The sequence below is a fragment of the Streptomyces sp. NPDC001770 genome (genome assembly GCF_053596135.1).
This window is the reverse complement of the sequence record NZ_JBSFFN010000002.1, coordinates 246,581-272,733: the sequence shown is the minus strand read 5'-3', so window position 1 is coordinate 272,733 and position 26,153 is coordinate 246,581. Positions and strand designations below refer to the sequence as shown.

General features: G+C 71.6%; 23 protein-coding genes. 6 read left to right on the top strand and 17 right to left on the bottom strand.

The window, feature by feature from the left end; all coding sequences use genetic code 11:
* The first annotated feature begins 262 nt into the window (after window positions 1-262).
* The gene (locus ACWCSV_RS03505; RefSeq protein WP_451138164.1) at window positions 263-946 is read left to right on the top strand and encodes a 2-phosphosulfolactate phosphatase; all 684 of its coding nucleotides are present in this window, start codon (window positions 263-265) and stop codon (window positions 944-946) included.
* A 16-nt stretch (window positions 947-962) separates the two neighbouring features.
* Here ACWCSV_RS03505 and ACWCSV_RS03500 read toward each other — a convergent pair whose 3' ends face one another.
* On the bottom strand, window positions 963-1,448 hold the full coding sequence (locus ACWCSV_RS03500; RefSeq protein WP_451138163.1) for an N-acetyltransferase family protein: 486 nt from the start codon (window positions 1,446-1,448) through the stop codon (window positions 963-965).
* Between the two features lie 127 nt (window positions 1,449-1,575).
* Here ACWCSV_RS03500 and ACWCSV_RS03495 point away from each other — a divergent pair, with 127 nt between their 5' ends.
* The gene (locus ACWCSV_RS03495) at window positions 1,576-2,112 is read left to right on the top strand and encodes a kinase (protein WP_451138162.1); all 537 of its coding nucleotides are present in this window, start codon (window positions 1,576-1,578) and stop codon (window positions 2,110-2,112) included.
* Window positions 2,113-2,165: 53 nt separating this feature from the next.
* Here the strand turns inward: ACWCSV_RS03495 and ACWCSV_RS03490 are convergent, their stop codons facing one another.
* From ACWCSV_RS03490 to ACWCSV_RS03480, 3 genes are all read right to left on the bottom strand, one after another.
* A complete protein-coding gene (locus ACWCSV_RS03490; RefSeq protein WP_451138161.1) occupies window positions 2,166-2,735 on the bottom strand; it encodes a DinB family protein in 570 nt (189 codons plus the stop codon).
* A gap of 149 nt (window positions 2,736-2,884) precedes the next feature.
* Window positions 2,885-3,496, bottom strand: a complete 612-nt coding sequence (locus ACWCSV_RS03485) for a DUF1349 domain-containing protein (protein ID WP_451138160.1) — start codon at window positions 3,494-3,496, stop codon at window positions 2,885-2,887.
* A 5-nt stretch (window positions 3,497-3,501) separates the two neighbouring features.
* Window positions 3,502-5,013 carry an aldehyde dehydrogenase (NADP(+)) gene (locus ACWCSV_RS03480; protein ID WP_451138159.1) on the bottom strand — a complete coding sequence of 504 codons (1,512 nt, stop codon included), beginning with the start codon at window positions 5,011-5,013 and terminating at the stop codon, window positions 3,502-3,504.
* A gap of 180 nt (window positions 5,014-5,193) precedes the next feature.
* Here ACWCSV_RS03480 and ACWCSV_RS03475 point away from each other — a divergent pair, with 180 nt between their 5' ends.
* Both ACWCSV_RS03475 and ACWCSV_RS03470 read left to right on the top strand, forming a co-directional pair.
* Window positions 5,194-5,964, top strand: a complete 771-nt coding sequence (locus ACWCSV_RS03475) for an IclR family transcriptional regulator (RefSeq protein WP_451138158.1) — start codon at window positions 5,194-5,196, stop codon at window positions 5,962-5,964.
* A 117-nt stretch (window positions 5,965-6,081) separates the two neighbouring features.
* Window positions 6,082-7,533, top strand: coding sequence for a peptidoglycan D,D-transpeptidase FtsI family protein (locus tag ACWCSV_RS03470; RefSeq protein ID WP_451138157.1), 1,452 nt, complete (start codon window positions 6,082-6,084; stop codon window positions 7,531-7,533).
* A 101-nt stretch (window positions 7,534-7,634) separates the two neighbouring features.
* Here the strand turns inward: ACWCSV_RS03470 and ACWCSV_RS03465 are convergent, their stop codons facing one another.
* Both ACWCSV_RS03465 and ACWCSV_RS03460 read right to left on the bottom strand, forming a co-directional pair.
* A complete protein-coding gene (locus ACWCSV_RS03465) occupies window positions 7,635-8,465 on the bottom strand; it encodes a glycoside hydrolase domain-containing protein (RefSeq protein WP_451138156.1) in 831 nt (276 codons plus the stop codon).
* Window positions 8,466-8,669: 204 nt separating this feature from the next.
* The gene (locus ACWCSV_RS03460) at window positions 8,670-10,178 is read right to left on the bottom strand and encodes an NCS2 family permease (RefSeq protein WP_451138155.1); all 1,509 of its coding nucleotides are present in this window, start codon (window positions 10,176-10,178) and stop codon (window positions 8,670-8,672) included.
* 233 nt (window positions 10,179-10,411) lie between these two features.
* Here ACWCSV_RS03460 and ACWCSV_RS03455 point away from each other — a divergent pair, with 233 nt between their 5' ends.
* Together ACWCSV_RS03455 and ACWCSV_RS03450 are read left to right on the top strand one after the other, a co-directional pair.
* Complete coding sequence (locus ACWCSV_RS03455) at window positions 10,412-10,987, top strand: SigE family RNA polymerase sigma factor (protein ID WP_451138154.1); 576 nt, start codon at window positions 10,412-10,414, stop codon at window positions 10,985-10,987.
* Window positions 10,987-11,700: a hypothetical protein gene (locus ACWCSV_RS03450; RefSeq protein ID WP_451138153.1), complete on the top strand. Its 714-nt coding sequence runs from the start codon at window positions 10,987-10,989 to the stop codon at window positions 11,698-11,700. Before ACWCSV_RS03455 ends, ACWCSV_RS03450 begins: the two co-directional genes overlap by 1 nt.
* Window positions 11,701-11,903: 203 nt before the next feature.
* On the opposite strand, the gene ACWCSV_RS03445 is transcribed toward ACWCSV_RS03450, so the two are convergent.
* The 11 genes from ACWCSV_RS03445 to ACWCSV_RS03395 all read right to left on the bottom strand — a co-directional run bounded on the left by ACWCSV_RS03445 (window position 11,904) and on the right by ACWCSV_RS03395 (window position 26,143).
* Window positions 11,904-13,229 carry a pectate lyase family protein gene (locus ACWCSV_RS03445; protein WP_451138152.1) on the bottom strand — a complete coding sequence of 442 codons (1,326 nt, stop codon included), beginning with the start codon at window positions 13,227-13,229 and terminating at the stop codon, window positions 11,904-11,906.
* A 107-nt stretch (window positions 13,230-13,336) separates the two neighbouring features.
* On the bottom strand, window positions 13,337-14,155 hold the full coding sequence (locus ACWCSV_RS03440; protein WP_451138151.1) for a rhamnogalacturonan acetylesterase: 819 nt from the start codon (window positions 14,153-14,155) through the stop codon (window positions 13,337-13,339).
* A 123-nt stretch (window positions 14,156-14,278) separates the two neighbouring features.
* Window positions 14,279-15,613, bottom strand: coding sequence for an ABC transporter substrate-binding protein (locus ACWCSV_RS03435; RefSeq protein WP_451138150.1), 1,335 nt, complete (start codon window positions 15,611-15,613; stop codon window positions 14,279-14,281).
* Window positions 15,614-15,675: 62 nt separating this feature from the next.
* Complete coding sequence (locus ACWCSV_RS03430; RefSeq protein ID WP_451138149.1) at window positions 15,676-17,706, bottom strand: pectinesterase family protein; 2,031 nt, start codon at window positions 17,704-17,706, stop codon at window positions 15,676-15,678.
* A 320-nt stretch (window positions 17,707-18,026) separates the two neighbouring features.
* Window positions 18,027-19,565 (bottom strand): family 43 glycosylhydrolase, encoded by a 1,539-nt coding sequence (locus ACWCSV_RS03425; protein WP_451138148.1) that lies wholly within the window; start codon window positions 19,563-19,565, stop codon window positions 18,027-18,029.
* The gene (locus ACWCSV_RS03420) at window positions 19,562-20,389 is read right to left on the bottom strand and encodes a DUF6807 domain-containing protein (protein ID WP_451138147.1); all 828 of its coding nucleotides are present in this window, start codon (window positions 20,387-20,389) and stop codon (window positions 19,562-19,564) included. The genes ACWCSV_RS03425 and ACWCSV_RS03420 overlap by 4 nt, the downstream gene beginning before the upstream one ends.
* Window positions 20,386-21,546 carry a Gfo/Idh/MocA family protein gene (locus ACWCSV_RS03415; RefSeq protein WP_451138146.1) on the bottom strand — a complete coding sequence of 387 codons (1,161 nt, stop codon included), beginning with the start codon at window positions 21,544-21,546 and terminating at the stop codon, window positions 20,386-20,388. Before ACWCSV_RS03415 ends, ACWCSV_RS03420 begins: the two co-directional genes overlap by 4 nt.
* Window positions 21,547-21,552: 6 nt before the next feature.
* A complete protein-coding gene (locus tag ACWCSV_RS03410; protein ID WP_451138145.1) occupies window positions 21,553-22,461 on the bottom strand; it encodes a carbohydrate ABC transporter permease in 909 nt (302 codons plus the stop codon).
* Window positions 22,458-23,387: a carbohydrate ABC transporter permease gene (locus ACWCSV_RS03405; RefSeq protein ID WP_450770809.1), complete on the bottom strand. Its 930-nt coding sequence runs from the start codon at window positions 23,385-23,387 to the stop codon at window positions 22,458-22,460. The genes ACWCSV_RS03410 and ACWCSV_RS03405 overlap by 4 nt, the downstream gene beginning before the upstream one ends.
* Before the next feature lie 129 nt (window positions 23,388-23,516).
* Complete coding sequence (gene araD / locus ACWCSV_RS03400) at window positions 23,517-25,244, bottom strand: L-arabinonate dehydratase (protein WP_451138144.1); 1,728 nt, start codon at window positions 25,242-25,244, stop codon at window positions 23,517-23,519.
* Window positions 25,241-26,143, bottom strand: coding sequence for a dihydrodipicolinate synthase family protein (locus tag ACWCSV_RS03395; protein ID WP_451138143.1), 903 nt, complete (start codon window positions 26,141-26,143; stop codon window positions 25,241-25,243). The genes araD and ACWCSV_RS03395 overlap by 4 nt, the downstream gene beginning before the upstream one ends.
* Between the last annotated feature and the right edge of the window lie 10 nt (window positions 26,144-26,153).

Here is a 26,153-nt window from a genome sequence, read left to right as displayed (position 1 = left end):
TCTTCTCTCCAGCTCTTCCCGTGACGGGAGGTCTTCCCGGTAGCGGGAGGTCTTCCCGTGGCGGGAGCCCTTTCCCGGACGGGCTCGGTGACGCGCGCGGAGGGCCCTCCGCGCCAGGGGGAACAACACCGGCGCCCCCGCCCGGATTCCCGTCGGGCACCGCGTCGTCCCCGTGGACGGTCCTCCGGGCCCTCGTCCCCACCTGGTGTGATGCGGCCCACTCTTCCGGTGACCGGGCCGTGCTCCCACGATCATGGCAGTCATGGACGCCCTCTTCCTCGGTACCGATGATCTGGCCGAAACCCCGCGCGTGGCGGTCGTGGTCGACGTGATGCGCGCCTTCACCGTGGCCGCCTGGGTCTTCGCCCGGGGGGCGGAGAGGATCGTGCTCGCCGGGTCCCTGGACGAAGCGCTGGCGCTCAAGTCCCGCCACCCGGAGTGGGTGACGCTCAAGGACGGTCCGCCCGCCCCCGGGTTCGACGCCGTCAACTCGCCCGCGCTGCTGCGCTCCGTGGACCTCGGCGGGCGGACCGTGGTGCAGAAGACCACGGCGGGTACGGTCGGCGCGCTCGCGGTCAGGGACGCGCCGCTGGTGCTGTGCGCGGGCTTCGTGGTGGCGGAGGCGACCGCACGGCTCCTGCGGTCGAGCGGGAGCGACAGGGTCACCTTCGTGGTCACCGGCGAGGACGGACGGGCCGAGGAGGATCTGGCGTGCGCGCGGTACATCGCGCGGAGAGCCACCGGGGTCGAGACGGACGCTGCCGGGTTCCTCCGGCGTGCGGGCGCGTCGCGCGCCGCCGCCGAACTGGCCCAGGGAGTGCGCGAGGGGGCCCACCCCGATGACGTCGCTCTCTGCCTCGAACTCGACCGGTTCCCGTTCGCCATGGTGGCAGATGTGGAGGACTCTCTCATGGTCCTGCGCCCGCACCCCGCACCCCGGACCTGAGCCCGCGGCGGCGGTCTCAGCCGTCGCCGAGGACGAGCCGCAGCACCAGGTGGGTGCCGTCGCGCGGGGTGTCCGGGTCGGCGGTCCAGCCGTGGCGGGCGTAGAAGGCCTGGGCGCGGGTGTTGGGGGCGAACACCTCCAGGCGCGCGGTACGGACGCCGGCCCGGCGCCAGGCGTCGGTGCAGGCGGTGTGGAGGGCGGTGCCCACGCCCGTACGCCACTGCGAGGGGTGCACGTGCAGCTGGGTGAGAGTGGTGCCGCCGTCGCGTACGGCGTGGCCGGCGACGCCCACCAGAGTGCCGTCGCGCTCCGCGCAGAGGACGGTGGCGTGCGCGGCGTCCACGGCGCGCGCCCAGCCCGCGGCGGACCGGCCGACCTCCTCGGGGCCCTCGTACGCGTCGGGGTCGAGGTGCCCGCGGTAATACGTGGCGCGGGCTTCGGTGTGGAGGCGGACGATCGCGTCCAGGTCGACGGGGGTGGCGGTGCGGATGAGGAGGGACATGCCGGAGGGGACGCGGGGGCGCGCGGGGTCGGTTCCGCGCGGGGCGCGTACCGGCGTGGGCTACGGGCGCATGACACCGCTTCGTACCACCGTGTACCCGGAAACCCGCGTCCGTAGAGTCCCGTGGATGAGAACCGGCACCGCCCAGACCCGTCTCGTCGTGCTGCGCGGGAATTCCGCCTCCGGGAAGTCCGCCGTCGCGGCGGGGGTGCGGGAGCGGTTCGGCCGGGGGGTGGCCCTGGTGGGCCAGGACAATCTGCGGCGGACCGTGCTGCGCGAGCGCGACCGGCCCGGGGCGGCGAACATCGGGCTGATCGACGCGGTGGTCCGGTACGCCCTCGACGCCGGGTTCCACGTCGTGCTGGAAGGCATCCTGTACGCCGACCACTACGGCGGGATGCTCGCCCGGCTGCGCGCGGACCACCGCGGTCCGACGCACGGGTACTACCTGGACGTGCCGTTCGAGGAGACGTTGCGGCGGCACGCCACCAAGCCGATCGCCGAGGTGGTCGGGGCGGACGATCTGCGCTCCTGGTACCGGCCTCTCGATCTGCTGCCGGGCGGCGCGGAGACCGTCGTCGGCGCTGAGAGCGCCCTCGTGGACACGGTCGGACGGGTACTGCGGGAGACCGGGCTGGACCGGCTCCCGGCGGTGGACCGCTGACGGGCCGCCGACCGGCCGGGGCGGCGTACGGCCACGCCGGGGGCGGGGCTTCGTCACTGCCCCACGCGTCCGTCGACGCACTCGCGGAGCAGATCGGCGTGGCCGCAGTGGCGGGCGTACTCCTCGATGCGGTGCACCAGCAGTTCCCTGACCACGATGCCGCCCTTCCCGAGCCGCTCGCCCAGGTCCGGGTGGGCCGCCAGCACGGCGTCGGTAGCGGCCTGTTCGCGTGCGAGGTCGGCGTAGGCGCCGTCCACCAGGGCCTGTTCACCGACGGCTCCGTCGAAGTCACCGTCGCGGACCCCGTAGAGCTTGGGCAGCGGGTCGCCGTCGGTGATCCAGTTGCGCCAGTCGCGCTCGACCTCGGCGAGGTGGCGCACCAGGCCGAGCAGCGACATCGTGGACGGCGGAACGGCGCGGCGCGCCAGGTGCTCCGGGTCGAGTCCCTCGCACTTCATCAGGAGGGTGAGGCGGTAGTTGCGCAGATAGTCCTGGAGGGTGGGGAGTTCACCGTCCGGGCTGTTCCCGTCGTTCTCGCGCGGATCCTTGTCGGGGTCGGTCCACATGTCGGGGTGGACGGTGGCCTGGGTCCAGCGTGCGGGCTGCTCGTTCATGGTCCGCATGATCGGCCACCGGGGCGTGCCACGCCAGCGTGTTTCACCGGGCCCCGTCCGACGCGGCCACCCCGCAGGAAGGTTCACGCACGGGTCCGGCCCCTGCCCGCCGCACGGAGGCGGCGGGCAGGGGCCGGGGTGGTGGCGACGAGCGGTGCTCAGCTGCCGTCGCGCAGGTCCGCGACGCCCTCCGTGCGGAACGCGATCTCGTCGAACGACGCCTCGCAGCCGTCGCCGACGGGCGCCTGGACGAGGAAGCCGACCGAGGCCGTGGCCGTACCCTCCGGGTCGCCGAGGGCGAAGACCCGGACGAAGGTCCAGGTGACGCCGTCCGGCGAGGCGTGGAAGGCGAAGGCGCCTCCGTTGCGGGTGAGGCGGAGCCAGAAGGTGTCGCCGTCCACGGTGAAGGAGTTGACGTCGTCGGAGACGCCCCGGGTGACCACCGTGCAGATGGTGGGGACTGCGGGCGAGAGTTCCAGGCAGAGCTTCGCCCAGTCGTGCTCCCCGACGTGCAGGTAGAGGACGCCCGCGTCGTAGGCGCCGGCGAAGCCGACCTTGACCCGGGCGAGCAGCTGGAAGTCGCCGGCGGGCGCGGTGCCCAGCAGGCGCGGTGCGTCGCTCGTCGGTTCCAGGGAGTCGCCACCGGGCGGTACGAAGCGGTCCTGCTGGGCGCCCGCGCGGCCGGTCAGTACGCCGCCCTCGTAGGTCCACTTGCCCTCGGGGCCGAACGGCTCCAGATCGAAGGGGAGTTCGGGAAGTCTCAGGGTCATGGTCGTCATCCGTTCACCCGGCGGGGCAGGCCCAGCGGGTTGTCGTCGCGGAGCTCGGGCGGGAGGAGGGCCTCGGGGGTCGACTGGTACGTCACCGGGCGCAGCCAGCGCTCGATGGCGGTGGCGCCGACCGAGGTCGAGGTGGAGGTGGTCGACGGGTACGGGCCGCCGTGGTGCTGGGCCGGGGCGACGGCGACGCCGGTGGGCCAGCCGTTGACGAGTACGCGCCCGGCGAGCGGGGTGAGGGAGGCGAGGAGCCCTGCGGCGCCGCCCCCTTCTTCCTCGCCGGAGATGTGCAGGGTGGCGGTGAGGTTGCCGGGGAGGCGGCCGAGCACGGCGGCGACCTCGTCCTCGGAGGCGTACCGGGCGACGACGGTGACCGGGCCGAAGCACTCCTCCAGCAGCGCCTCGTGCGGGCCGTCCTCGGTGAGCCGGGCGGCCGGGACGGTGAGGAAGCCGGGGGCGACGGCGTGTTCGCCGCCGTCGCCCGGGGTGACGGGCGCTTCCACGTCGGGGAGGGCGGCCCGGTCGCGTACTCCGGCGATGAAGGCGTCGCGCATCCGGTGGTCGAGCATGACGGCGGGAACGGTGTCGCCGACGGTCGCGGTGAGGGTCTTCACCAGTCCGTCGCCGCTCTCGCCCTCGGGGACCAGGACCAGGCCGGGCTTGGTGCAGAACTGCCCGGCGCCCAGGGTCATGGAGGAGCCGAGTCCGGTGCCGATCTGCTCGCCGCGTTCGGCCGCCGCGGCCTCGGTGACGACGACGGGGTTGAGGGAGCCGAGCTCGCCGTGGAAGGGGATGGGGGCGGGGCGGGCCGCCGCCGCGTCGAAGAGGGCGCGCCCGCCGCGGATCGAGCCGGTGAAGCCGGCCGCGGAGATCAGCGGGTGGCGGACGAGTTCGACGCCGGCCTCGAAGCCGTGCACCAGCTGGACGACGTCCTCGGGCAGTCCGTGCGCGGCGGCGGCGCGGCGGAGCAGGGAGGCGCTCAGCTCGGAGGTGGCCGGGTGGTCGGGGTGCGACTTGACCACGACCGGGCAGCCCGCGGCGAGGGCGCTCGCGGTGTCGCCGCCGGGGACGGAGAAGGCGAACGGGAAGTTGCTGGCCGCGTAGACGGCGACGACACCGAGCGGGATCTTCCAGCGGCGCAGGTCGGGCCAGGGCGGGGTGCGGCCGGCGTCCTCGTGGTCGATGTGAATGTCCAGGAAGGCACCCTCGTCGACGACCTCCGCGAAGGCCCGCAACTGCTCAGCGGTGCGCGCGAGTTCGCCGGTCAGCCGGGGCGCTCCGAGCGCGGTCTCGGCGTCGGCGGTCGCGACGGCCTCCTCCTCGGCCCCGGCGAGCAGGTCGGCCGCGGTGCGCAGGAAGGCGGCGCGGACGGTGCGGTCGGCGAGGGCGTCGCGGACGGCGTACGCCGCCCGTACCGCGCGGTCGACCTCCTCCGCGCCGGCCTCCACCGCAACCTGCTCACGCGGGTTCCCGGTGCGGGGGTCGACGCTCCAGACTGGTGCTGCTGCCACCTTTTTCCCTTCCGTACTCTCTGCCACACGCCAGGAAGTTGTTCGGTATTCTGAACAGCGTTCCTCATCGTGAATGTCCTGGAACTCTATTTCCGGGCCTTCCGCGTTGGCAAGAAGTCACAGGCAAGAAGTCACAGCGAAGTCACGGGATTTCGAAGAAGTTTGGAAGGGGCGAGGGCGATGTCGGCTGCCGAGTCTGGTGGGGCGCAGGTCAAGTCCGCGGTACGGACGGTGGAGCTCCTCGAATACTTCGCGGGGCGCCCCGGGATGCACTCCCTCGCCGCCGTGCAGGAAGCGGTGGGCTACCCCAAGTCCAGCCTCTACATGCTGCTGCGCACCCTCGTCGAACTGGGCTGGGTGGAGACCGACGCCACCGGCACCCGGTACGGCATCGGGGTGCGGGCCCTGCTGGTCGGCACCTCGTACATCGACGGCGACGAGGTGGTGGCCGCGGCCCGGCCCACCCTCGACCGGCTCTCCGACGACACCACGGAGACCATCCACCTGGCCCGGCTCGACGGTACCAACGTGGTCTACCTCGCGACCAGGCAGTCCCAGCACTACCTGCGCCCCTTCACGCGCGTCGGCCGCCGGCTGCCCGCCCACTCCACCTCCCTGGGCAAGGCGCTGCTGGCCACCTACAGCGACGAGCAGGTGCGCAAGATGCTCCCCGAGACGCTCCCGGCGCTGACCGAGCACACCCTGACCGACCGCGAGCAGCTCATCGAGGAGCTGCACACCATCCGCGAGCAGGGGTACGCGGTGGACCGCGAGGAGAACACGCTGGGGCTGCGCTGCTTCGGTGTGGCGATCCCGTACCGGACGCCCTCGCGCGACGCCATCAGCTGCTCGGTACCGGTGGCCCGGCTCACTCCCGCCCACGAGCAGACGGTGAAGGACGCCCTCTTCGACGCCCGCGACCGGCTGACGCTGGCGACCCGCCGCCTCTGACCTCACCGCACCCGCCTCCGCCGGCCTTCCCGGAGAACCCCACGAGCCGCCTGAGAAATCGGTGAGAAGCGGCACAACCGGGAACATCCGCCGCTCCCCCGCTCGTCCCCCATCGGGATGAACAAGACGATCAGGCGCACTTCGGTCTTCTGCCTGCTCCTGGTGCTCGCGCTGCTGGCGCGGGCGAGCTGGGTGCAGGTGTACGACGCGAAGGCACTCGCGGAGAACGACAACAACCGGCGGAACACCATCGCGCAGTACGCGCAGCCGCTCGGTGACATCATCGTGGCCGGCTCCTCGGTCACCGGATCGCAGAGGACGGAGAGCGGAGATCTCGCGTACAGGCGCACCTACGAGAACGGCGCGCTCTATGCCGCCGTCACCGGCTACGGCTCGCAGGCGTACGGCGCCACCCAGCTGGAGGGCATCTACGGCTCGGTGCTCGACGGCACGGACGACCGGCTGAAGAACCCGGCCGGCGTGATCACCGGCGAGCAGGCCAAGCCGGGCGACGTGCTGACGACGATCGATCCGGACGTGCAGAAAGCCGCGTACGAGGCGCTCGGCGACGACAAGGGCGCGGCGGTCGCGATGGACCCGAAGACCGGCCGGATCCTCGGCATGGTCTCCACCCCGTCGTACGACCCCTCGACGATCAGCGGAACCACGGACGGGGACGCCTGGCGGAAACTGCTGGACGACCCCGACAAGCCGCTGGTCAACCGCGCGCTGCGACAGCCGCTGGCGCCGGGTTCCACGTTCAAGCTGGTGGTGGCTTCGGCCGCGCTGGAGAACGGCCTGTACGACTCCGTGGACCAGGTCACCGACAGCCCCGACCCCTTCACCCTGCCCGGCACGACGACCGTCCTGAGGAACGAGAGCGCCTCCGCGCCCTGCGAGAACGCCACCCTGCGCACCGCGCTCCAGTACTCCTGCAACAACGTCTTCGCCAAGGTGGCGGCCGACCTCGGCCAGGAGAAGCTGCGGGCGATGGCGGAGAAGTTCGGGTTCGACGTGGAGAAGCTCGACGTGCCGGTGCGCGCCTCGGCGAGCGTGTACCCGGAGAAGATGGACAGCGCGCAGACCGCGCTCACCGGCATCGGCCAGTTCGAGGTGACGGCCACCCCGATGCAGATGGCGATGGTCTCCGCGGCCCTCGCCAACGACGGTGAGCTGGCCGCCCCGCACATGGTCTCCTCGGTGACCGACGCCAAGGGCTCGCCGCTCCAGGAGTACGCGGACGGCGACACCGAGCGCGTGGTGTCGGAGCGGACCGCCGCCCAGTTGCGCAGCGCGATGGTGACGGTGGTCGAGGACGGTACGGGCACCAACGCGCGGATCGACGGCGCCGAGGTGGGCGGCAAGACGGGTACGGCCCAGAACGGCGTGGACAACGGGAACACCCCGTACGCCTGGTTCACCTCGTACGCGAAGGACGACTCCTCCGGCAAGGAGGTGGCGGTCGCCGTGGTCGTGGAGGACTCGGGGGCGGCCCGCTCCGAGGTCAGCGGCAACGGCCTGGCCGCGCCCATCGCGCGGAAGATGATGAAGGCTGCGCTCGCGGAGTGAGCACGGACGTCGCGGAGCGAGCAGTGCGCTCGCGGAGCGAGCACGGGCCGGCCCTCTGGTGCGGGGCCGGCCCGTTCTCCGTACGGTGCGGGTCGTGCGGGTCAGCCGACGAGGGCGACCGGGGCGTCCCAGGCGTCGCGGTCGACGGTGAGGGTGTAGCCGCCGCGCGTCTCCTTGCTGTTGACCTTGTACTGGTGGGCCCGGCTGTGGTCGGTGTAGAGCGTCTTGCTCCACGGCCAGTCGGTCGTGGTGGTGGACTTGCCGTCCCAGAGGGCGTACCAGAGGTTGCCCGGCAGGTCGGTCCTGTTGGTCGCCGTGGCGATCGCCTTGGCGCTGGAGCTGCTGAAGCCGTAGAACCCGCCCCGGTAGGTCTTGGCGCGCAGGGTCTTGGTGAACGAGCGCACGTAGGTCAGGACCGCGTCGTTGCACGCCTTGTCCGTGATCGTGTACGGCTCCATGTCGAGGTAGACCGGGCTGCCGGGCTTCATGCCGAGCGCCGCGGCCTTGGCGACCGCGTCGTTGCCGTCCTTGACGCCGAGGGAGGCCGCCGTGGAAGCGGTCAGCTTCTCCGGGTTCGAGCTCTTCTGGCACGGCGGCTGGGCGCCCACGTAGAGCGGGATGAGCTTCCAGCCCGCGGAGTTGACCGACTTCACCCAGGAGGAGGTCAGGTTGGGCTGGGCGCAGCCCCGGTTCCTGCCCCCGATGTAGACGGCGGCGCCGCCGTAGAACTTGTCGGCCTTCCACGCCTTCATCGCGGCGAGCGACGGCGCGGTACAGGTGTCGAACGCCTGGCCCGTAAACGTCTTCTGCGCGGGCCAGGTGGTGGCCGCCATCGAGGTCTGGGCCACGGCCCCGGACCCCGCGACGGCGACCGCGGCCGCCGCCCCCCAGGCGATGTAGCGGCCCTTCTTGGACAAACGGTGCTTGGACAATCCCCCACCCCATTCGGTTTCGTGCCTCCGGCCGTGAGCCGTTCCGGGCGTGGTCGGAGCGCGGCCGGAACACGGAAGACGGCGCCCTTGGACGGGCGTTCGGAGCGGAAGGCACCATAACCGACTTCACCGGCATGACCGGCGGCGGGGTCCGTCCTCGGCACGGACGCCCGCCACCGGGTCAGCCGACTGTGCGTCCGGGGCTCACTTCACGCCGAGCAGCTGCTCGATCGGGTCGATCGCGAAGTACACCACGAACAGGGCCGAGGTGGCCCAGAGCAGCCAGTGGACCTCCCGCGCCTTGCCGAGGGCCGCCTTGATCACGACGTAGGCGAGGAAGCCCGCGCCGATGCCGTTGGTGATGGAGTACGTGAACGGCATGACGGCGATCGTCAGGAACGCCGGGATGGCGATCTCGTAACTCTCCCACTCGATGTGGCGGACCTGAGCCATCAGCAGGAAGCCGACCGCGATGAGCGCCGGGGCCGCGGCCTGGGCCGGGACGACGGTGGCCAGCGGGGTGAGGAAGAGCGCGACGGCGAAGAGGGCGCCGGTGACCAGGGAGGCGAAGCCGGTGCGGGCGCCCTCGCCCACACCCGCCGCCGACTCGATGTAGGCGGTGTTGGACGAGGCCGAGGCGGCTCCGCCCACGGCGGCGGCCGCTCCGTCGATGAGGAGGACGCGGCCGATGTTCGGGACGTCGCCCTTCTCGTCGAGCAGCCCGGCCTCCTGGGAGACACCGACGACCGTGCCCATGGTGTCGAAGAAGTCGCTGAGGATCAGGGTGAAGATCAGCAGGACGATGGTGACCACGCCGACCTGCTGGAAGGCGCCGAAGAGGCTGAAGGAGCCGACGAGCCCGAAGTCGGGGGCGGCGACGAGGTCCTCGGGAACCTCGGGGACGGTCAGGCCCCAGGCGGTCGGCGCGATGTCGGCGATCGAGTTGACGACGACGGCCAGGACGGTGCTGACCACGATGCTGATGAGGATGGCGCCCTTCACCTTGCGGGCCATCAGGGCGACGGTGAGCAGGACGCCGACGCAGAAGACCAGCACCGGCCAGCCGGTGAGGTGCCCGACCGCGCCGAGCTGTACGGGCGTCGAGCCGGTCTCGCCGGGAATGCGGGTGACGAACCCGGCGTCGACGAAGCCGATGAACGCGATGAAGAGCCCGATGCCGACGCTGATCGCCTGCTTGAGGGCGGGCGGGATCGCGCGCATCACGGCTTCGCGCAGCCCGGTGACGACCAGGACGCAGATGATGAGCCCCTCGAGGACGACGAGGCCCATCGCGTCGGGCCAGCTCATCAGCGGGGCGATCTGGAACGCGACGACCGCGTTGAGGCCGAGGCCGGCGGCGATGGCGAGCGGGAGGTTGCCGCCGAGCCCCATGATCGCGGTCATCACGGCGGCCACCAGCGCGGTGACGGTGACGAGTTGGGGCGTGGAGAGGTGGGCGCCGAACTTGTCCTCGGCCGAGCCGAGGATGATCGGGTTGAGGACCAGGATGTACGCCATCGTGAAGAAGGTCGCGAAGCCGCCGCGTATCTCGCGGGCCATGCTCGATCCGCGCGCGGTGATCGCGAAGTAGCGGTCCAGCGCGTTCCTGGGAGCCGCGGCCGGGCCTGCGGCCGGTGCGGTCTCCGGTGCCGCCTGCGCTTCCGGTGCCTCGGGTACTGCTGGTGCCTGTGGTGCTTCCGGCGTGTCCGGCATGGCGCTCCTCGGAGTGTGAGTGGTCTGCGGGCTGAGTGACTGAATGTTCCCCTGCCGAAAGGGGGTTCAGGTTTTCGCCGTGTTACGCCTTACTTGGAGTGACACCCGCTTCACAGCGCTTCCGAGGTGCGCTGGTACGCTCTCGCACCGCTCGCACCCCTGGGTGCCGCTGAGGGAACGTACACAGCCGACGCGGTTCGCGTACAGGGATTCGAGAGCAGGGAGAGGTACCCGTGGGCACTGTGGTCGACGCTGCCGCTGCCGCCGAGTTCCATCAGTTCTTCGAGGCGCACTACGCCGAACTGGCCCGCCTAGCACACCTGTTGACAGGCGAGGCGGATGCGGCCGATGATCTGGCCGCCGACGCCCTGATGGCCCTCTGGCACCGCTGGGACCGGATGAGGGAGGCCGATCATCCCGTCGCGTACGCGCGCGGGGTCGTCGCCAACCTGGCGCGCACCCGGATCCGGGGCGCGGTGCGCGAGCGCCGCAGGATCGCGCTGTTCTGGGCGCCGCGCTCCGGGGCCGGTGACGGGTTCGCCGTGGAGGATCCCGACGTACCGACCGTGGTGGACGTCCAGGAGGCCCTGCGTAAGCTGCCGTTCAGGAAGCGTGCCTGCGTCGTGCTGCGGCACGCGTTCGACCTGTCCGAGCGGGACACGTCGTTGGTCCTCGGGATATCGGTCGGTACGGTCAAGAGCCAGACCTCCCGGGGCTTGGCGGAGTTGCAGCGGCTGCTCGGCCCCGAGGCGGGTCCGGCTCCGGCACGGGTGGCCGTGGCGGGGCAGCCCGGCGGAGGAAGGCATTGATGGACGAGGAGCTGCGGGAGCGTCTGCGCGGTGCGGCGCTGGAGCACCGCCCGGACCGCGAGCGGATGTGGGCGCGGATCGAGCGCGGGATGACGCAGGACCCGCCGCCCGGACGCATCGCCCGCCCGCCGCGTGCGCCGATGCCGAAGCTGCGGATCGCGGCGGCGACGGCGGCGGTCTGCGGGGTGCTCGTGGCGGTCCCGCTCGCCGTCGCGTGGACGGCCCGCGACGGCGCTTCCGGGCCGCCGGTGGCGGTCTCTCCGAGTCGTACGGGGACGGCGCCCGCCCTCTCCGGGGACCGCGGTACCCAACTCCCGGCGGCGAACGGCCCGGTGTCCACCCGGGGCATGGTGGACCCCGGGTCCAACGCGTACTGGGCGCAGAGCGACGTACTGGTGACCGCGACCCGGCCGCTCACCTCCCTCACGGTGGAGCTGCGGGTCGCGCTGACCGGTGGGGTGACCAAGACGGACGCGTGGACGTCCGGCCACAAGGAGGACTACACGCTCTTTGTCGGCGAGGAGGGCGGTTTCCTCGTGTTCCGCTGGACCCTGCTGCCGGGCCGTACCGCCCCGGCGACCACCCTCACCTTCGCGGGGCAGTACAACCACGCGGAGGGCGAACGGGACGCGAGCGGCGACGACTTCACGGTGCACAGCACCTTCGACACGGGTGTCTCGGCGAGCGGCGGCGTGTTCGCGCCGGCCGGCTGAGCGGACACGGGCCGCGGACGGACGAGACTCGGTACCGCGCTCGTGCTCAGGACCGCGCTCGTGCTCGTGCTGGCCGGAGAGTGGAGCGGGAGAGGGCGCGGACCCGCACAGTCCGCACGCTCTCCCGCCGGTGGAGGTCCCGCCCGGGCCGGCCGGCAGCCGGCAGACAACCGCAGACGGCCGGCAGCCCGGGCGGGACGGGGTCAGCAGTGGCCGCCGGCTCCGGCCTCGCGGTCCACGAGCGCGGGAACCGCGCGCGGCGAGTCGACCCTGGTCCGCAGGACCGGGGTCCAGCCGGCGCCCGAGGCGAGCTGCTCGGCGGGAACGCCCGCGTTGTGGACGGCGATCAGGTCGGTCTTCTTGCCGTTGACGTAGTTGTCACCGGCCGTCAGCGGGGACTCCTTCCACTTCTTCAGGATGAGCGCCGGGTCGTGGTCCGCCGAGAGCGTGAACGCGTTGTGCTCGGCGACGAGCTGGGACTCGATGCCGATGCCGTAGGAGTAGCCGTACGGGCTGCCGGCCGTGGACACGAAGTGGTTGTTGTACGAGTCGACCTGGCCGAAGCGGACGCGCGGGGCCCGCTCCTTGAGGTTCTGGAAGAGGTTGTGGTGCAGGGTCACCCGGAGCTTGCCCCGGTCGGTCGCGCCCGCGCTGTCGCTGTTGCCGATGAGCATCGTCTTGTCGTGGTCCTTGAGGACGTTCCACGAGACGGTGACCAGGTCGGCGCCGCGCACGATGTCGAAGAGCCCGTCGTGCTGCTGGTAGACCGTGCCGAAGTAGTGCGGCTGGGCCGAGTCGGGGCGGTCGCCGTCGCTGAAGGTGTTGTGGTCGACCCAGACGTGGGAGGAGCCGGTGACGACGAGGTTGTCGTACTCGGAGTTCCAGGCCCCGGTCTCGGTGTCGGTCGGGTCCCACTGCGGGAAGCAGTCGTAGGTGTCCTCGAAGGTCAGGTTGCGGACGATGACGTTCGAGACGTTCTTGATCTGGAGGCTGGCCCCGATGACGGTGGCGTCGTCGCCGGCGCCGATCAGGGTGGTGTTCGAGGGGACCTCGACGTTGACGGCCGCGGCCTGGAGGGCGGCGGAGGCGGCGCGGGCGTCCTCCAGCGGGCCGCTGGGCACGGCGTCGGTGCCCCAGACCGCCGGGTCGTAGGCGGCGAGGTACTTCTCCAGGGTGTAGCCGCCGGTGTAGTAGTCCTCGCAGCCGATGGGGGTGCCGTTCACGTCGGAGTTGCCGTGGACGGTCCCGGCGATCCTGACGATCTTCGGCGCGTCGCCGGCGTCCTCGAACGCCGCGATCAGCTCCGCGCGGTTGGTCACCGTGTAGATGTGGTCGCGGGTCGCCTTCGAGCCGCCGGTGGTCGAGCCGTCCGCGGCGGCCCAGCCGTCGTGGGCGGGCAGAACGGCGCGCTCGATCGGGTTCGCGTGCGGCCGGGAGGCGGCCTGGGCGGGCAGCGACACGGCGAGGGCGAGGGAGGCGCAGCCCATCACCACGGTGATGGCACGGATGTGACGCATGCGTGCGGGCATGGGGTTCCTTCGTTCGGTGCGACGGATGGGGGTGGGGTGTGCGACGGAGTGGGGGGACGGGCGGTGCCGGGGGTGGTGCCGTGGTCCGGTGGGGCGGAGATCCGGGGTCATGGCTGCGGCCAGGTGATCCAGTCGGTGGGGACGGGGGCGTCGAGCCGGCGCACCTGGCCGGGGGCGAGCACGCGGGCGTCCAGGAGGGCGCGGGCGGTGGTCCGGGCCACGTCGATGGCGCCGCGTGGCTGGAGGTGCGTGTTGTCCTGCACCCCGTCCGGGTAGTTGGGGGACTCCCCCGGCGCCTGCCAGTTGAAGTAGTCCTGGGTGGCGTCCGGCCCCAGCTGCTGCCAGCGGGCCAGGGTGAGCGCCTGGGCGTCGATCAGCGGTACGCGTTCCTCGGCGGCCAGTGCCCGCATCGCGGCCGGGTACTCGCCGTGGCTCGGCTTGGCGGTGCCGTCCTCGGCGAAGCGCCGGCGCTCGACGGGGGTGAGCAGGACGGGGCGGGCGTGGCGTGCGCGGGCCTCCGTGACGTACGTCCGCAGATGGTCCTGGTAGGTGGTCCAGGGGTCGGTGCCGCGCAGCGGGTCGGTGGTCTTCTCGTCGTTGTGCCCGAACTGGATGAGCAGGAAGTCACCGGCGCGGACGTCCACGAGCAGTGCGGCGAGCAGCCCCTCGTCGATGAAGCTCTTCGAACTGCGTCCGTTCATCGCGTGGTTGGCGACCCGCAGTCCGGGGCCGAGGAAGAACGGCAGGGCCATGCCCCAGCCGGTCTCGGGCGCCGCGTCCGCGTACTTCTGGGCCGCCGTCGAGTCGCCGGCGATGTGCAGGGTGCGGGGGCGGTGTCCGGTGCCCTTCGCCGTCGCCGGTGTGGCGGCGAGGGCCAGGGGCAGGGCCGCCAGCGCGGCCGCCGTCCGTCTGCGGGTGAGTGACACGGTGTACCTGCCTCACTGGACAACATGGAGGGACGGGATGGAGGGGGCCGGCGGCGGTGGGTGGTCCCGGGCCGCCGCCGGCCCCGGCATGCAGGGGGTGGGGTGCGAACGGGCGGGCGCGGATCAGCCGTTGCCCAGTTCCTTCCACTCCTTCTGGGCGGCGTTCAGCTCATTGGCGATCTTGTCGAGGAAGTCCTTCGCGGAGACCTTGCCGAGCAGCAGCTTCTGGAACTCGGGCTCGTTGTCGGCCTTGCTGATGTTGTTCCAGTCGGGCAGGTAGTAGGGCAGGTTCACGATCTTGGTGGAGCCGTCGGTGAGGGCCTTGGCCGCGAGCGCGGTCGGCTCGGAGGCGTTGATCCAGGGGTCCTGGGCGGCCTCGGTGTTGGCGGGGATGGCGCCGGCCGACTCGTTCCACTTGCTGTTGGAGGCGTGCGAGGCGGCGAACTCGATGAACTTCCAGGCGGCGGTCTTGTTCTTGCTGCTGCGGAAGAGGCCGAGTCCGTCGACCGGGTTGGAGACCTGGACGCGGGTGCCGCTGTCACCGACGGGGTTCGGGATGCCGGCGAACTTGCCGTCGCCGAGCGCCTTCACGTGGTCCTGGTAGGAGCCGAGGTTGTGGCTGAGCATCCCGATGGTGCCGGTGTCCCACTGCGCGACCATCTTGGTGAAGTCGTTGTTGACGTCGGCGGACGGCGTCGCCTTCTTGAACAGCCCGACGTACTTCTCCAACGCGGCCACGTTCTTGGGGTCGTTGACCGTCGTCGTGTCGCCGTTCCAGAAGTCCGTGATGCCGGACTGGCCGTAGGCGGCGTCCAGGGCCTGGGCGATGGAGCCCGCCCCGCCTCTGATGGTGTAGCCGAACTTGTTGTTCTTGGAGTCGGTCAGCTTGTCGGCCGCCTCGTAGAACTTCGCCCAGGTGGAGGGGGCTTCCAGGCCCGCGGCCTGGAAGAGGTCGGTTCTGTACCAGAGCGTTCCGTTGTTGGCGGAGGTCGGCACGGAGTACATGTCGTCGCCCCGGCCGCCGGCGTCCTTGACGCTCGCGACCATGCCCTCGACGAGCTTGCCCTTCAGCGGGGACTTCTCGATCCGGTCCTGGACCGGCTCCAGCGCCTCCTGGGAGACGATGTTGGCGAGGTACGCGGTGCCCACGCCGCCCACGTCCGGCAGGCCGCCGCCGGCGATCGCGGTGTCGTACTTGGACTGCACGTCGGCGATCGGGATCGGGACGTACTTGACCTTGATGTCCGGGTTCTCCTTCTCGAAATCCTTGATGATCTCGGTCCAGATGGCGGTGCGCGGACCGCCGTTGTTGTCCCAGAAGGTGATCTCGCCCTTGCCGCTGCCCTCGGTGCCGGAGCTGCTGCCGTCGTCGCCGCAGGCGGTGGCCGTCAGGGCGAGCATCGCGGTCAGCGAGACCGCTGCCGCGGCGCGCCCCCGGTACTTCTTCGACATGGTCATGGTTCTGCTCTTCTCTGTGGGTGGGTACGGGTGTGCCGTGTACGCCGTGCAGGTGGGGGGCGTCAGCGCCGGCGGTGCGGTGCCCAGCCGTCCTCGCCCGCGAGGTAGTCGCCCACCTCGTGGAGCGCGGCGTCGGCCGGGGACATCTGGGGGCGGTCCGTGGTGACGGCGGCGCCGGGACCGTGGGTCCGGTACTCGCTGAACCGGGCTTCCCGCCAGGAGAAGCCGCTCATGTCGGACCAGGGGCTCGCCTTGACGGCGGCGGGCAGTGAGGTCTCGCGGATCAGCACCTGGCCGATCGCGTCCGGGTTGCCGCTCGGGTGCCAGGGGCGGCCGAGGTGGAAGGTGTCCCGAGGGGCGTCGCTGATGATCCGGCTGCGGGTGATCAGGATGCCGTACGGGTTCTCCTTCCAGGTCGAAGCGGCCGTGATGTAACCGTTGTTGGTGTCCGAGCCCCGGCTGAGCGCCTTGATCACGGAGTTCTCGACGACGGTGGTGGCGCGGCCGTAGAGGAAGTCGACGTCGCCTTCGAGGTACGCGCCGGTGAGGTAGACGCGGGCCTTCTGGGTGAGCGCCGGGGTGTCGGTCATCAGGGTGTCCTGGTTGCCGAGGAACGCGGTGTTCTCGAAGGTCAGGCGGTCACCGGTGGTCTTCACGGCGAGCGCCTGCTCGCCGCTGATCTCCACGGCGGCCTCGTCGAAGTCGTTGGAGAAGGTGAGGTTCTCGGCCGTGAAGTCGTGGCCCTCCACCAGGACGGTGGCGCTGCCGGTGGATCCCTGGGTGGTGCCGTCCGGCTTGAGTTCGCCCTGCGGGGTGTCGAAGACGATCAGGGTGTCGGAGCGGCGCTTGCCGGTGCCGACGAGGGAGACGTACGGCTGGTTCCTGCCGATGCGGACGTGCTCCCGGTAGGTGCCGGGCGCCAGGCGCACGGTGATCCGGCCGTCGTTGCCCTGCGGCACGGCGTCGACGGCCGCCTGCACGGTGGCGTAGTCGGCGGGGACCCGCAGCACGGTGTCGGTGCCGATGTCCTTCTGCGGGCCGGAGTCGCGGGTGACGAGCGCCGGCACGTCGGCGGCGCGGTCCAGCCGGTACGGGTAGAAGGCGTGCGGGTCGAAGGCCGCGCCCCAGGCGTCGGTGCGGCCCGTGGTGTGCCTCAGGACCGAGCCGCGCTGCACGAGCTGGGCGGTGGCGTCGGCCTGGTACGGGTGCTGGACGTCCTGGTAGTAGCTGTTCTCGATGACCATCTTCGTGGCGCCGCGCGCCCAGTTGCCGTACGTCCACACCGGGTCGCCGTCCGCGACCTGCGCGGAGACGTAGTTGTTGTAGAGGTGGGCGTAGGCGCAGTTGTCGGCCGAGGGGTTGCGCTGCTTGGTGCCGGTGAACCAGTTGTGGTCGATGGTGATCTCGGTGGTGACGTTCGTCGTCCAGCCGATCCCGAACGCCTTGTTGTGGTCGGCGAACTGGTTGTACGAGACGGTGATGTACCGGCTGTCCTTGCGGATGTCGAGCAGCCCGTCGCCCATGCGGGTGAAGCGGTTGTGGTCGATCCAGACGTGGTCGGCGGTGTCCATCTGGATGGCGTCGAAGTCCGTGGTCTTCCCGTCCCAGTCGCCCTCGACGTAGCTGTCGCGGATGGTGAGGTTGCGGATGATCACGTTGTGGGTGCCGGGGTTCAGGTGGAGCTCGCCGTGGACGATCTCGGCGGTGTCCCCGACGCCGACGATGGTCTTGTCCGAGGTCACGTCGATGTCGTGGCCGAAGGGTTCCACGGCCAGCGAGCCCGCGACCCGGATGGTGTACGGCCCCTCGGCGCCGGCGTACTGCGCCAGGCCGCCTGCGGTGGTGACGGTGACGACCGGCCCGCCCTCCCCTCCGGTGGTACCGCCCGCCAGGGAGGCGAACCCGTGCGGGGTGTCGGACCAGGTGCTGGGCCGGGCGGAGGGTCCCGCGCCGGCCGGTGCGGTTGGCGGAGCAGGTGCGGATGGCGGGGCCGCCGCGGCTGCCGGGCTCGCGGGCAGGAGGAAGGACCCGGCCAGGGCGAGCACCGCGGCGAGCGTGCTTCCCCAGGTGCGCGAGGTACGGAGGTGCGTCATTGCGGCTCCCATACGTGCGGTGCAGATGTGTCCGTGCTGCGGTGCGGCGTTCCGTGCGTGTGGTGCGGGTGTGGCCGTGCGGGCAGTGCGTGACGTGCGGCGGTGCATGAGGTGCGGGCGGTGCGTGGTGTGCGAGGTGCCGGTGCGAAGGTGCGTGACGTGCGGTGGTGCGGGGCGACCGGTGTGCGGTGGTGCCCGTACGCGCGACGGTGCGCGTACGGGCGGTGGCGCGGGTACGACGGTGGTGCGGGTGAGGCTGCGGTGCGGGTCGGACGGGTGGCGCGGGTACGGCGGCTGTGCGGGTCGGACAGTGGTACGGGTCAGGCGGGCTGCGGCGGGCCGAAGGCGGTGAACTCGGCGGTGCCCGCGGGGCCCGTACCGGCCGGGGCGGTGGCGAAGAGGCCGAGCAGCGCGCCGACCCAGCGCCACGGTTCGGCGGCGAAGACCTGGCCGGAGGGGCGGAGGCCGTCCCCGGTGTCGGCGTGGAAGCGGCAGCGGGCTCCGGCGCTCACCTCGACGCGGAGCCGGGCCCGCCCCTCGGGTGCGGGGCGGCCCGGTGCGGCGTCCCGCTCGTGTTCGGCGACGCCCTCCGCGTACCGGTGCACGAGCGACACCGCGCCGTCCTCGCCCCGTTCGAGGCCGATCCAGCTGAACGCGTCGCCGAGTACCGCGAGTCCGGCCTTGGCTCCGGGTACGTCGCTGCCGAGGGCGAGCTCCACCTCGACGGTGAACTCCTCGGCGGGCAGCCGCTGGACGAGTACGTTCGCCAGGGTTCGCAGGTCGTGCGCGTGCGGGGTGCGGACGCAGGCGAGGCGCAGTCCGTCCCCGGCGTGCTCGACCGTCCAGCCGGCCCGCGGGTTGGCGGTCCACTGCCACTGCCTGCCGTGCCGGCCGCCGGGGAAGCCGTCGGCGAACGCCGGTGCCTCCACGGGCTGTTGGGGTGCGGTCGGTTTGGCGTGCGTGAGGACGGGTTCGCCCTCGTCGCCGAGGACCGGCCAGCCCTCCTCGTCCCAGCGCATGGGCTGGAGGTGGACCACCCTGCCGTACGCGCCCCGCTCCTGGAAGTGCAGGAACCAGTCCTCGCCCGCCGGGGTGCGGACCCAGCCGCCCTGGTGGGGGCCGTTGACGGCGGTGCGGCCCTGGGCCAGGACGACGCGCTCCTCGTACGGACCGAAGAAGTCCTTCGACCGGAACGCGCCCTGCCAGCCCGTGGTCACCCCGCCCGCCGGGGCGAGGATCCAGAACTCGCCCTCGTGACGGTAGGCCTTGGGGCCCTCCAGGGTGAACCAGCCGGGGATCAGGTCCCCGTCGACCAACGTCGTTCCCTCGTCCAGGAGTTCACGGCCGTCGGCGCTCATCCGGTGGCCGGTGAGCCGGTTCTTGATCCCGGAGCGGGACTTGGCCCAGGCGTGGACCAGGTAGGCCTCGCCGGTCTCCTCGTCCCAGAGCGGGCAGGCGTCGATCAGACCCTTGCCCGCCTTCACCAGGTGCGGCACGCTCCACGGGCCGCGTACGTCCTCGGCGTTGATCTGCTGGATGCCGTGGTCGGGGTCGCCCCAGAAGATCCAGAACCGGCCCGCGTGGTGGCGGATCGACGGTGCCCAGACGCCCCGGTCGTGGCGTGGGACCGCGAAGTCGGCGGCCGGTTCGAGGGTGTCGAGGGCGTGTCCGATCAGGGACCAGTTGACCAGGTCACGGGAGTGCAGCAGCGGCAGCCCCGGGGCGCGGCCGAAGCTGGACGCGGTGAGGTAGTAGTCGTCGCCCACGCGGACGATGTCCGGGTCGGACCAGTCGGCGTTGAGCACCGGGTTGCGGTAGGTGCCGTCGCCGAGGTCGGCGGTCCAGGGTCCGGGGTTCACGCCGTCACCACCTTGCGGACGAGGGCCGCCGCCTCGTCGCGGCCGAGCTTCCCGTCCGCGACGACGGTGACGATCCGCCGTACGACGGTCGCGCCGGGCTCCACCGGCAGCCGGTCCTCGGCCGCGAGGGAGGAGCCGACGCCCGGGTACTCCGCGGTGCGGACGAACCACGGGTCGCGGCGGGTGTCCCCGGTCGCCCCGGCGAAGACGAGGGTCCAGCCGTCGCCGGCGAGGGCCAGCCAGTCGGCCCGGGCGCCGTGCACCGCTTCCTCGCCCTCGTGGGTGGCGCTGAACACCTCGGGTGCCTGCTCCTCCTTGGGGGCCCGCCAGAAGAAGCCGCCGTACCCGGCGCCGGGCCGGCCGTTGGTGGCCGGGCTGCCGATGGACAGGGCGGTGCGGCTCCGGTTGGTGAGGGAGAAGGAGAAGTCCAGCGCCCAGGCGGTGCCGGTCAGCGGGACGACGGCCACCGTGCGGTGCTCACGGAGGAGTTCGCTGCCGCCGGCCTCCCAGCCGAGCTCCTCCACGAAGCCGTCCGGGTCGCGGAGCTTCCACCCGAGGTGCCGCTGCACGCCGTGGTTGTCGAGGACGGTGGGGCCCTGGCCGCGGACGAAGGTGCGCCCGCCCCAGAAGTTGTATCCGGCGACGTCGGGCACGGCGACGGAGGCGCCGAGGTGGTGCACGTGGTCGGCGGGGCGTTCCTCGGTGACGGGGGTGCCCGCGAGGGTGGTGACGGGGTGCAGGTAGGGGCGGCCGGCGTGGGCGTCGGGGTGGTGGCCGTAGCGGCCCACGGGGCGGCCCGCGCAGGTGAGGCGGAGCGTGGTCACGAGGCGCTCACCTCGCGGGAGCGGGCCCAGGGGACGCCGAGTTCGGAGAAGAGGGAGAGGGAGTCGGCGCCCGCGTCGACGACGGCGTCGATGCCCTTGACCACGCGCCGGGGTCCCTGGGTGGCGGGTTCGCTGTACCAGGCGTCGGCGGGCAGCGCGGTGGGCTCGGCTCCGGTGCGTACCGCCTCGACCACCCGCATGAAGGCGCCGGTGCGGTGCGGCGGGACCAGGAGGGGGGTGCCGTCGGCGAGGTGGGCGGCGAGGTTCTCCAGCAGGTCGGTGCGGCCGTGCACGGTCTCCTCCGGGCCGTGTCCGGCGCGCTGGAGGAGGACCCGGTCCTGCTTGTACCAGAAGGTGATCCGGCCCCGGTCGCCGTGGACGACGACGTACGGTTCGGCGGCCCGTTCGGCACAGAGCGTGACGCAGACGGTGACGGTCAGGCCGTCGGTGGTGGTGACGCGGAGGCTGCTGGTGTCGTCGGCCTCGATGTCGTGGGCCCGGAAGAGCTCGGCCTCGATGTCGGCGACGTCCGCGGCGGTGCCCCGGTCCGCGAGTTCGAGGGCGGTGGCGACGGCGTGGGCGAGCGGGTTGGTGAGGACCCCGTCGACCACGTCGGCGCCGCCGAGCCGGCGGCGCCCGGCCCAGGGTGCGCGCCTGTAGTAGGCCTCCTCGCGCACCCAGGCGCCGGCCGCGCCGATCCCCCGGAGCGACCCGATGGCGCCGTCCGCGACGAGCTCACGGATGGCGGGCACGGCGTGCGAGCCGAAGGACTGGAAGCCGATCTGGCAGGCGGTGCCCGCCTCCCGTACGCCGTCGCTCATCCGGGTGAAGTCGGCGAAGGTGGCCGCCGGGGGCTTCTCCAGGAGGAGGTGGACGCCGCGCCGGGCGGCGGTCAGGGCGAGGTCGGTGTGGGTCGGGATCGGGGTGCAGACGACGGCCGCGCGGGCGCCGGTGGAGTCGAGCAGCGCTCCGAAGTCGGAGGACTGCTGGACGTGCTGACCGGCGAACGGTCCGAGTTCGGCCTCGGTCAGGGGGTTGAGTTCGCAGATCCCGGCGAGCCGGAGGACGCCCTGCCGCTGGAGGCGTTCGATGTTGGCGAGGTGCCAGCGGCCGTGGCCCCTGGCGCCGGCGAGGACGATGGGGAGGGGGGTGGTCATCGCGGGTCAGCCCTTCACCGCACCGGCGCTGAAGCCGGTGATCAGCCACTTCTGGATGAAGGCGAAGACGATCACCACGGGGACCGCGGCGATGACTCCGCCCGCGGCCAGCGCGCCCAGGTCGACGCTGTCCGCGCCGATGAGGGTGTTCAGGCCGACCGGGATCGTCTGCTTGTCCTGCTCGCTGAGGAACATCAGGGCGAACAGGAAGTGGTTCCAGCTGTGCACGAAGGCGAAGGAGCCGACGGCGATCAGCCCGGGCCGCAGCAGCGGGAGGACGACGGCGCAGAAGGCGCGGAAGCGCGAGCATCCGTCCACCCAGGCGGCCTCCTCCAGCGTGACGGGCACGTTCTTGATGAACCCGCTGATGAGGATGATCGACAGGGGCAGCTGGAAGACGGTCTCCGCGATGACCACGCTGCCGAGCGAGTTGATCATCTGGAGGTTCTTGAAGATCTCGAAGAGCGGTACGAGCATCAGGGCGCCCGGGATGAACTGCGAGCAGAGCAGCGCCAGCATGAAGGCGCCCTTGATCTTGAAGTCGAAGCGGGCCAGGGCGTATCCGCCGGCCAGGGCGACCAGGGTGGTGGCGATCAGGGTGGCGATGCCGACGATCATGCTGTTCTGGAAGAAGACGGCGAAGCTGCGTTCCGTCCAGACCTTCTCGAAGTGCTCGCCGGTCATCGGCCAGGGCACCAGTGAGGTGGAGCCCGCGGGGCGGACGGCGAAGAGGAGCATCCAGTAGAACGGGATGAGCGTGAAGAGCAGATAGATACCGAGGGGCACGTAGATCTGCCAGCGCGGGACGTCGTCGTACGAACGCTCGCGTCCGCGGCGGCGGTTGCCGGCCGGGGGCGGCACCTCGGCGACCGGAGGCGGGGTGGTGCCGGTCTTCTCGGCGAGTGCGGCAGTCATTTGTGGTCGCCTCCGAACTTGCTCAGGCGCAGATAGACGATCGAGCAGAAGAGCAGGATGACGAAGGCGACGGTGGTCAGCGCGGACGCGTAGCCGAAGTCGTGTCCGTCGATGCCGGTGTTGGCGACGTAGAGCGGGAGCGTGGTGGTGACGCCCGCGGGCCCGCCGCCGGTGAGGGTGTACAGCAGGTCCACGTTGTTGAACTCCCAGACCGCGCGGAGCAGTGTGGAGAGGACGATCGCGTCCCGCAGGTGCGGCAGCGTGATGTGGAAGAACTGCCGGAACCGTCCGGCGCCGTCCACCGAGGCCGCCTCGTAGAGCTCCTTGGAGACGGACTGGAGGTCGGCGAGGATGAGGATGGCGAAGAAGGGGACACCGCGCCAGAGTTCGGAGACGGTGGCGGCCCAGAAGACGGTCCCGGTGTCGGAGAGGACCGAGGTGCCGTAGTCGCCGATCCCGGCGTCCGCGAGGTAACGGCTGAACCCTGTGGAGGAGTTGTAGAGCAGGATCCAGATGGTGCTGGTCAGCACGCCGGAGACGGCCCAGGGCGAGAAGACCATCGCGCGGGAGATGCCGCGGCCGATGAAGGACTGGTTGACGATCAGCGCCAGGGCGAGGCCCAGCACGAGCTGCAGGCTGACCTGGGTGACGACCCACTGGGCGCTGAAGCCGAGGGTGGTCCAGAACTGGTCGTCGTCGGTGAAGATCTTGGTGTAGTTGTCCAGGCCGGCGAAGCCGTTCCGCCAGGGCTTGGTGACGTTGTAGTTCTGCAGGCTGTAGTAGAAGACGCTGATGACCGGATAGGCGATGAACCCCACCATCAGCAGACCGGCGGGCGCGATCAGCAGATAGGGCAGCTTGCGGGGGTTCGCCGAACGGCGCCTGGGCACCTTGGGCGGTTTGGCCACGGCGGCAGCTTGTGCCATGACACCTCTCCGTTCTCTCGTGTTTCCGGTCGTGGTGCGGTCCTGCTGCAAGCGCTTTCTCCTTGCCGTGCGAGGCCCCGGAGGGCTTCTCGGAAGGAGGGGGTGCGCCGGAATGCTGCGGCGCCGGTGTCAGCCGGCGTACGGGTCGGGTACGTCGCCCTCGCGGGCCAGGAAGGCGAAGTCGCAGCCGGTGTCGGCCTGCGTGATCTGGTCCTGGTACAGCGCGCCGTAGCCGCGGCCGTACCGGGCGGGCGGCGGGGTCCAGGCGGCGCGGCGGCGCTCCAGTTCCTCGTCGTCGATGTCGAGACTGAGGCGGCGGGCCGTCACGTCCAGGGTGATGAGGTCGCCGGTGCGGACGAGGGCGAGCGGGCCGCCGACGAACGACTCGGGCGCGATGTGCAGCACGCACGCCCCGTAACTCGTGCCGCTCATCCGGGCGTCGGAGATCCGCACCATGTCGCGCACCCCCTGCTTCAGCAGGTAGTCCGGGATCGGCAGCATGCCGTACTCGGGCATCCCGGGGCCGCCCTTGGGGCCGGCGTTGCGGAGCACCAGCACGTGGTCCGGGGTGATGGCCAGGGCCGGGTCGTTGATGGTGCGCTGCATCTCCCGGTAGTCGTCGAAGACGACGGCGGGACCGGTGTGGCGGAGCAGGTGCTGCTCGGCCGCGATGTGCTTGATGACCGCGCCGTCCGGGCAGAGGTTGCCGCGGAGCACCGCGACGCCGCCTTCACCGGCGAGCGGCTTCTCGCGGTCCCGGATGACGTCGTCGTCGTGCACGAGGGCCCCGTCGAGTTGTTCGCGCAGGGTGTCGTGGGTGACGGTGGGCCGGTCCAGGTGGAGGACGTCGGTGAGCCGGGAGAGGAAGCCGGGGAGCCCGCCCGCGAAGTGGAAGTCCTCCATGAGGTACTTGCCGCCGGGGCGGAGGTTGGCGAGCACCGGCACGGTGCGGGCGATGCGGTCGAAGTCGTCGAGGGAGAGCTTGATGCCGGAGCGGCCCGCCATCGCGATGAGGTGGATGACGGCGTTGGTGGAGCCGCCGAGCGCGAGGACGGTGGCGACGGCGTCCTCGTACGCCTCCGGGGTGAGGATCTGCGACAACGTTCGCTGCTGCCACACCAGTTCGACGATACGGAGACCGGACCGCGCGGCCATCCGGTCGTGACCGGAGTCGACGGCGGGGATCGAGGAGGCGCCCGGGACGGTGACGCCGAGTGCCTCGGCGGCGGCCGTCAGGGTGGAGGCGGTGCCCATCGTCATGCAGTGGCCCGGGGACCGGGCGAGCCCGTTCTCCAGTTCGGCCATCTCGCAGTCGCCGATGATGCCGGCCCGCTTGTCGTCCCAGTACTTCCACATGTCGGTGCCGGAGCCGAGGACTTCGTTGCGCCAGTGGCCCGGCAGCATCGGTCCGGCCGGTACGAAGACGGTCGGCAGGTCGACGGAGGCGGCGCCCATCAGCAGCGCGGGCGTCGACTTGTCGCAGCCGCCCATCAGCACGGCCCCGTCGACCGGGTAGGACCGCAGCAGCTCCTCGGTCTCCATCGCGAGCATGTTGCGGTAGAGCATCGGGGTCGGCTTCTGGAACGTCTCCGACAGGGTGGAGACGGGGAATTCGAGTGGGAAGCCGCCCGCCTGCCACACCCCGCGCTTGACGGCCTGCGCCCGGTCGCGGAGGTGGACGTGGCACGGGTTGATGTCCGACCAGGTGTTGAGGATCGCGATCACCGGCTTGCCGAGGTGCTCCTCGGGGAGGTAGCCCAGCTGCCGGGTACGCGCCTTGTGGCTGAACGAACGGAGTCCGTCGGTGCCGTACCACTGGTGGCTGCGGAGCTCCTCGGGAGCGATGCGGGTGTTCACACCGACCACCCGGCGATCTGGTCGGCGACCTCGGCACGCTGCGCCTCGGGCAGGACCCGGCTGGGGGCGCGGACGTCGCGGCGGCAGAGGCCGAGAACCGCGAGCGCCTCCTTGACCACGGTGACGTTGTTGGCGGACTGCCGGTCGGCGCGCAGTTCCTCGAAGCGGCGGATGCGCTCCCAGATCTTCATCGCGGCGGCGTAGTCGCCGGCCCGCAGCGCCGCCAGCATGCCGAGCGAGACGGCGGGGGCGACGTTGACGAGGCCGGAGGTGAAGCCGGTGGCGCCGGTGGCGAAGTACGAGGGGGCGTACAGCTCGGCGAGGCCGGCGATCCACACGAACCGGTCCAGTCCCGCGTCCCGGGCGAAGGCGCCGAAGCGGGCGGCGTCCGGGACGGCGTACTTGACGCCGATCACGTTGGGGCAGTGGTCGGCGAGTTCGGTGAGCTTCTCACCGGCGAGCAGCGGGTTGCGGATGTACGGGACGACCCCGAGCTCCGGGACGGCCTCGGCGATCGCGCGGTGGTAGTCGACCCAGCCGTCCTGGGAGACGTACGGGTGGACCGGCTGGTGCACCATGACCAGTTCGGCGCCCGTATCCCGGGCGTGCTCGGCGGCGGCCACGGCGGTGGGCACGTCGTGCCCGACCCCCACCAGGACGGTGGCCCGGCCTCTCACCTCGTCGATGGTCAGCTCGGTGACCGCCCGCCGCTCCTTCGGGGTGAGCGCGTAGAACTCCCCGGTGTTGCCGTTGGGCGTGACGATGCGGACGCCGCCGTCCAGGAGCCGCCGCAGCAGCGCCCGGTGGGTGTCCTTGTCGATCGTCCCGTCCTCCGCGAACGGGGTCACGGGGATCGCCACGACGTCGGCGAGGGCCGCCTTGAGCGGGATGAGGTCCATGCCAACTGGC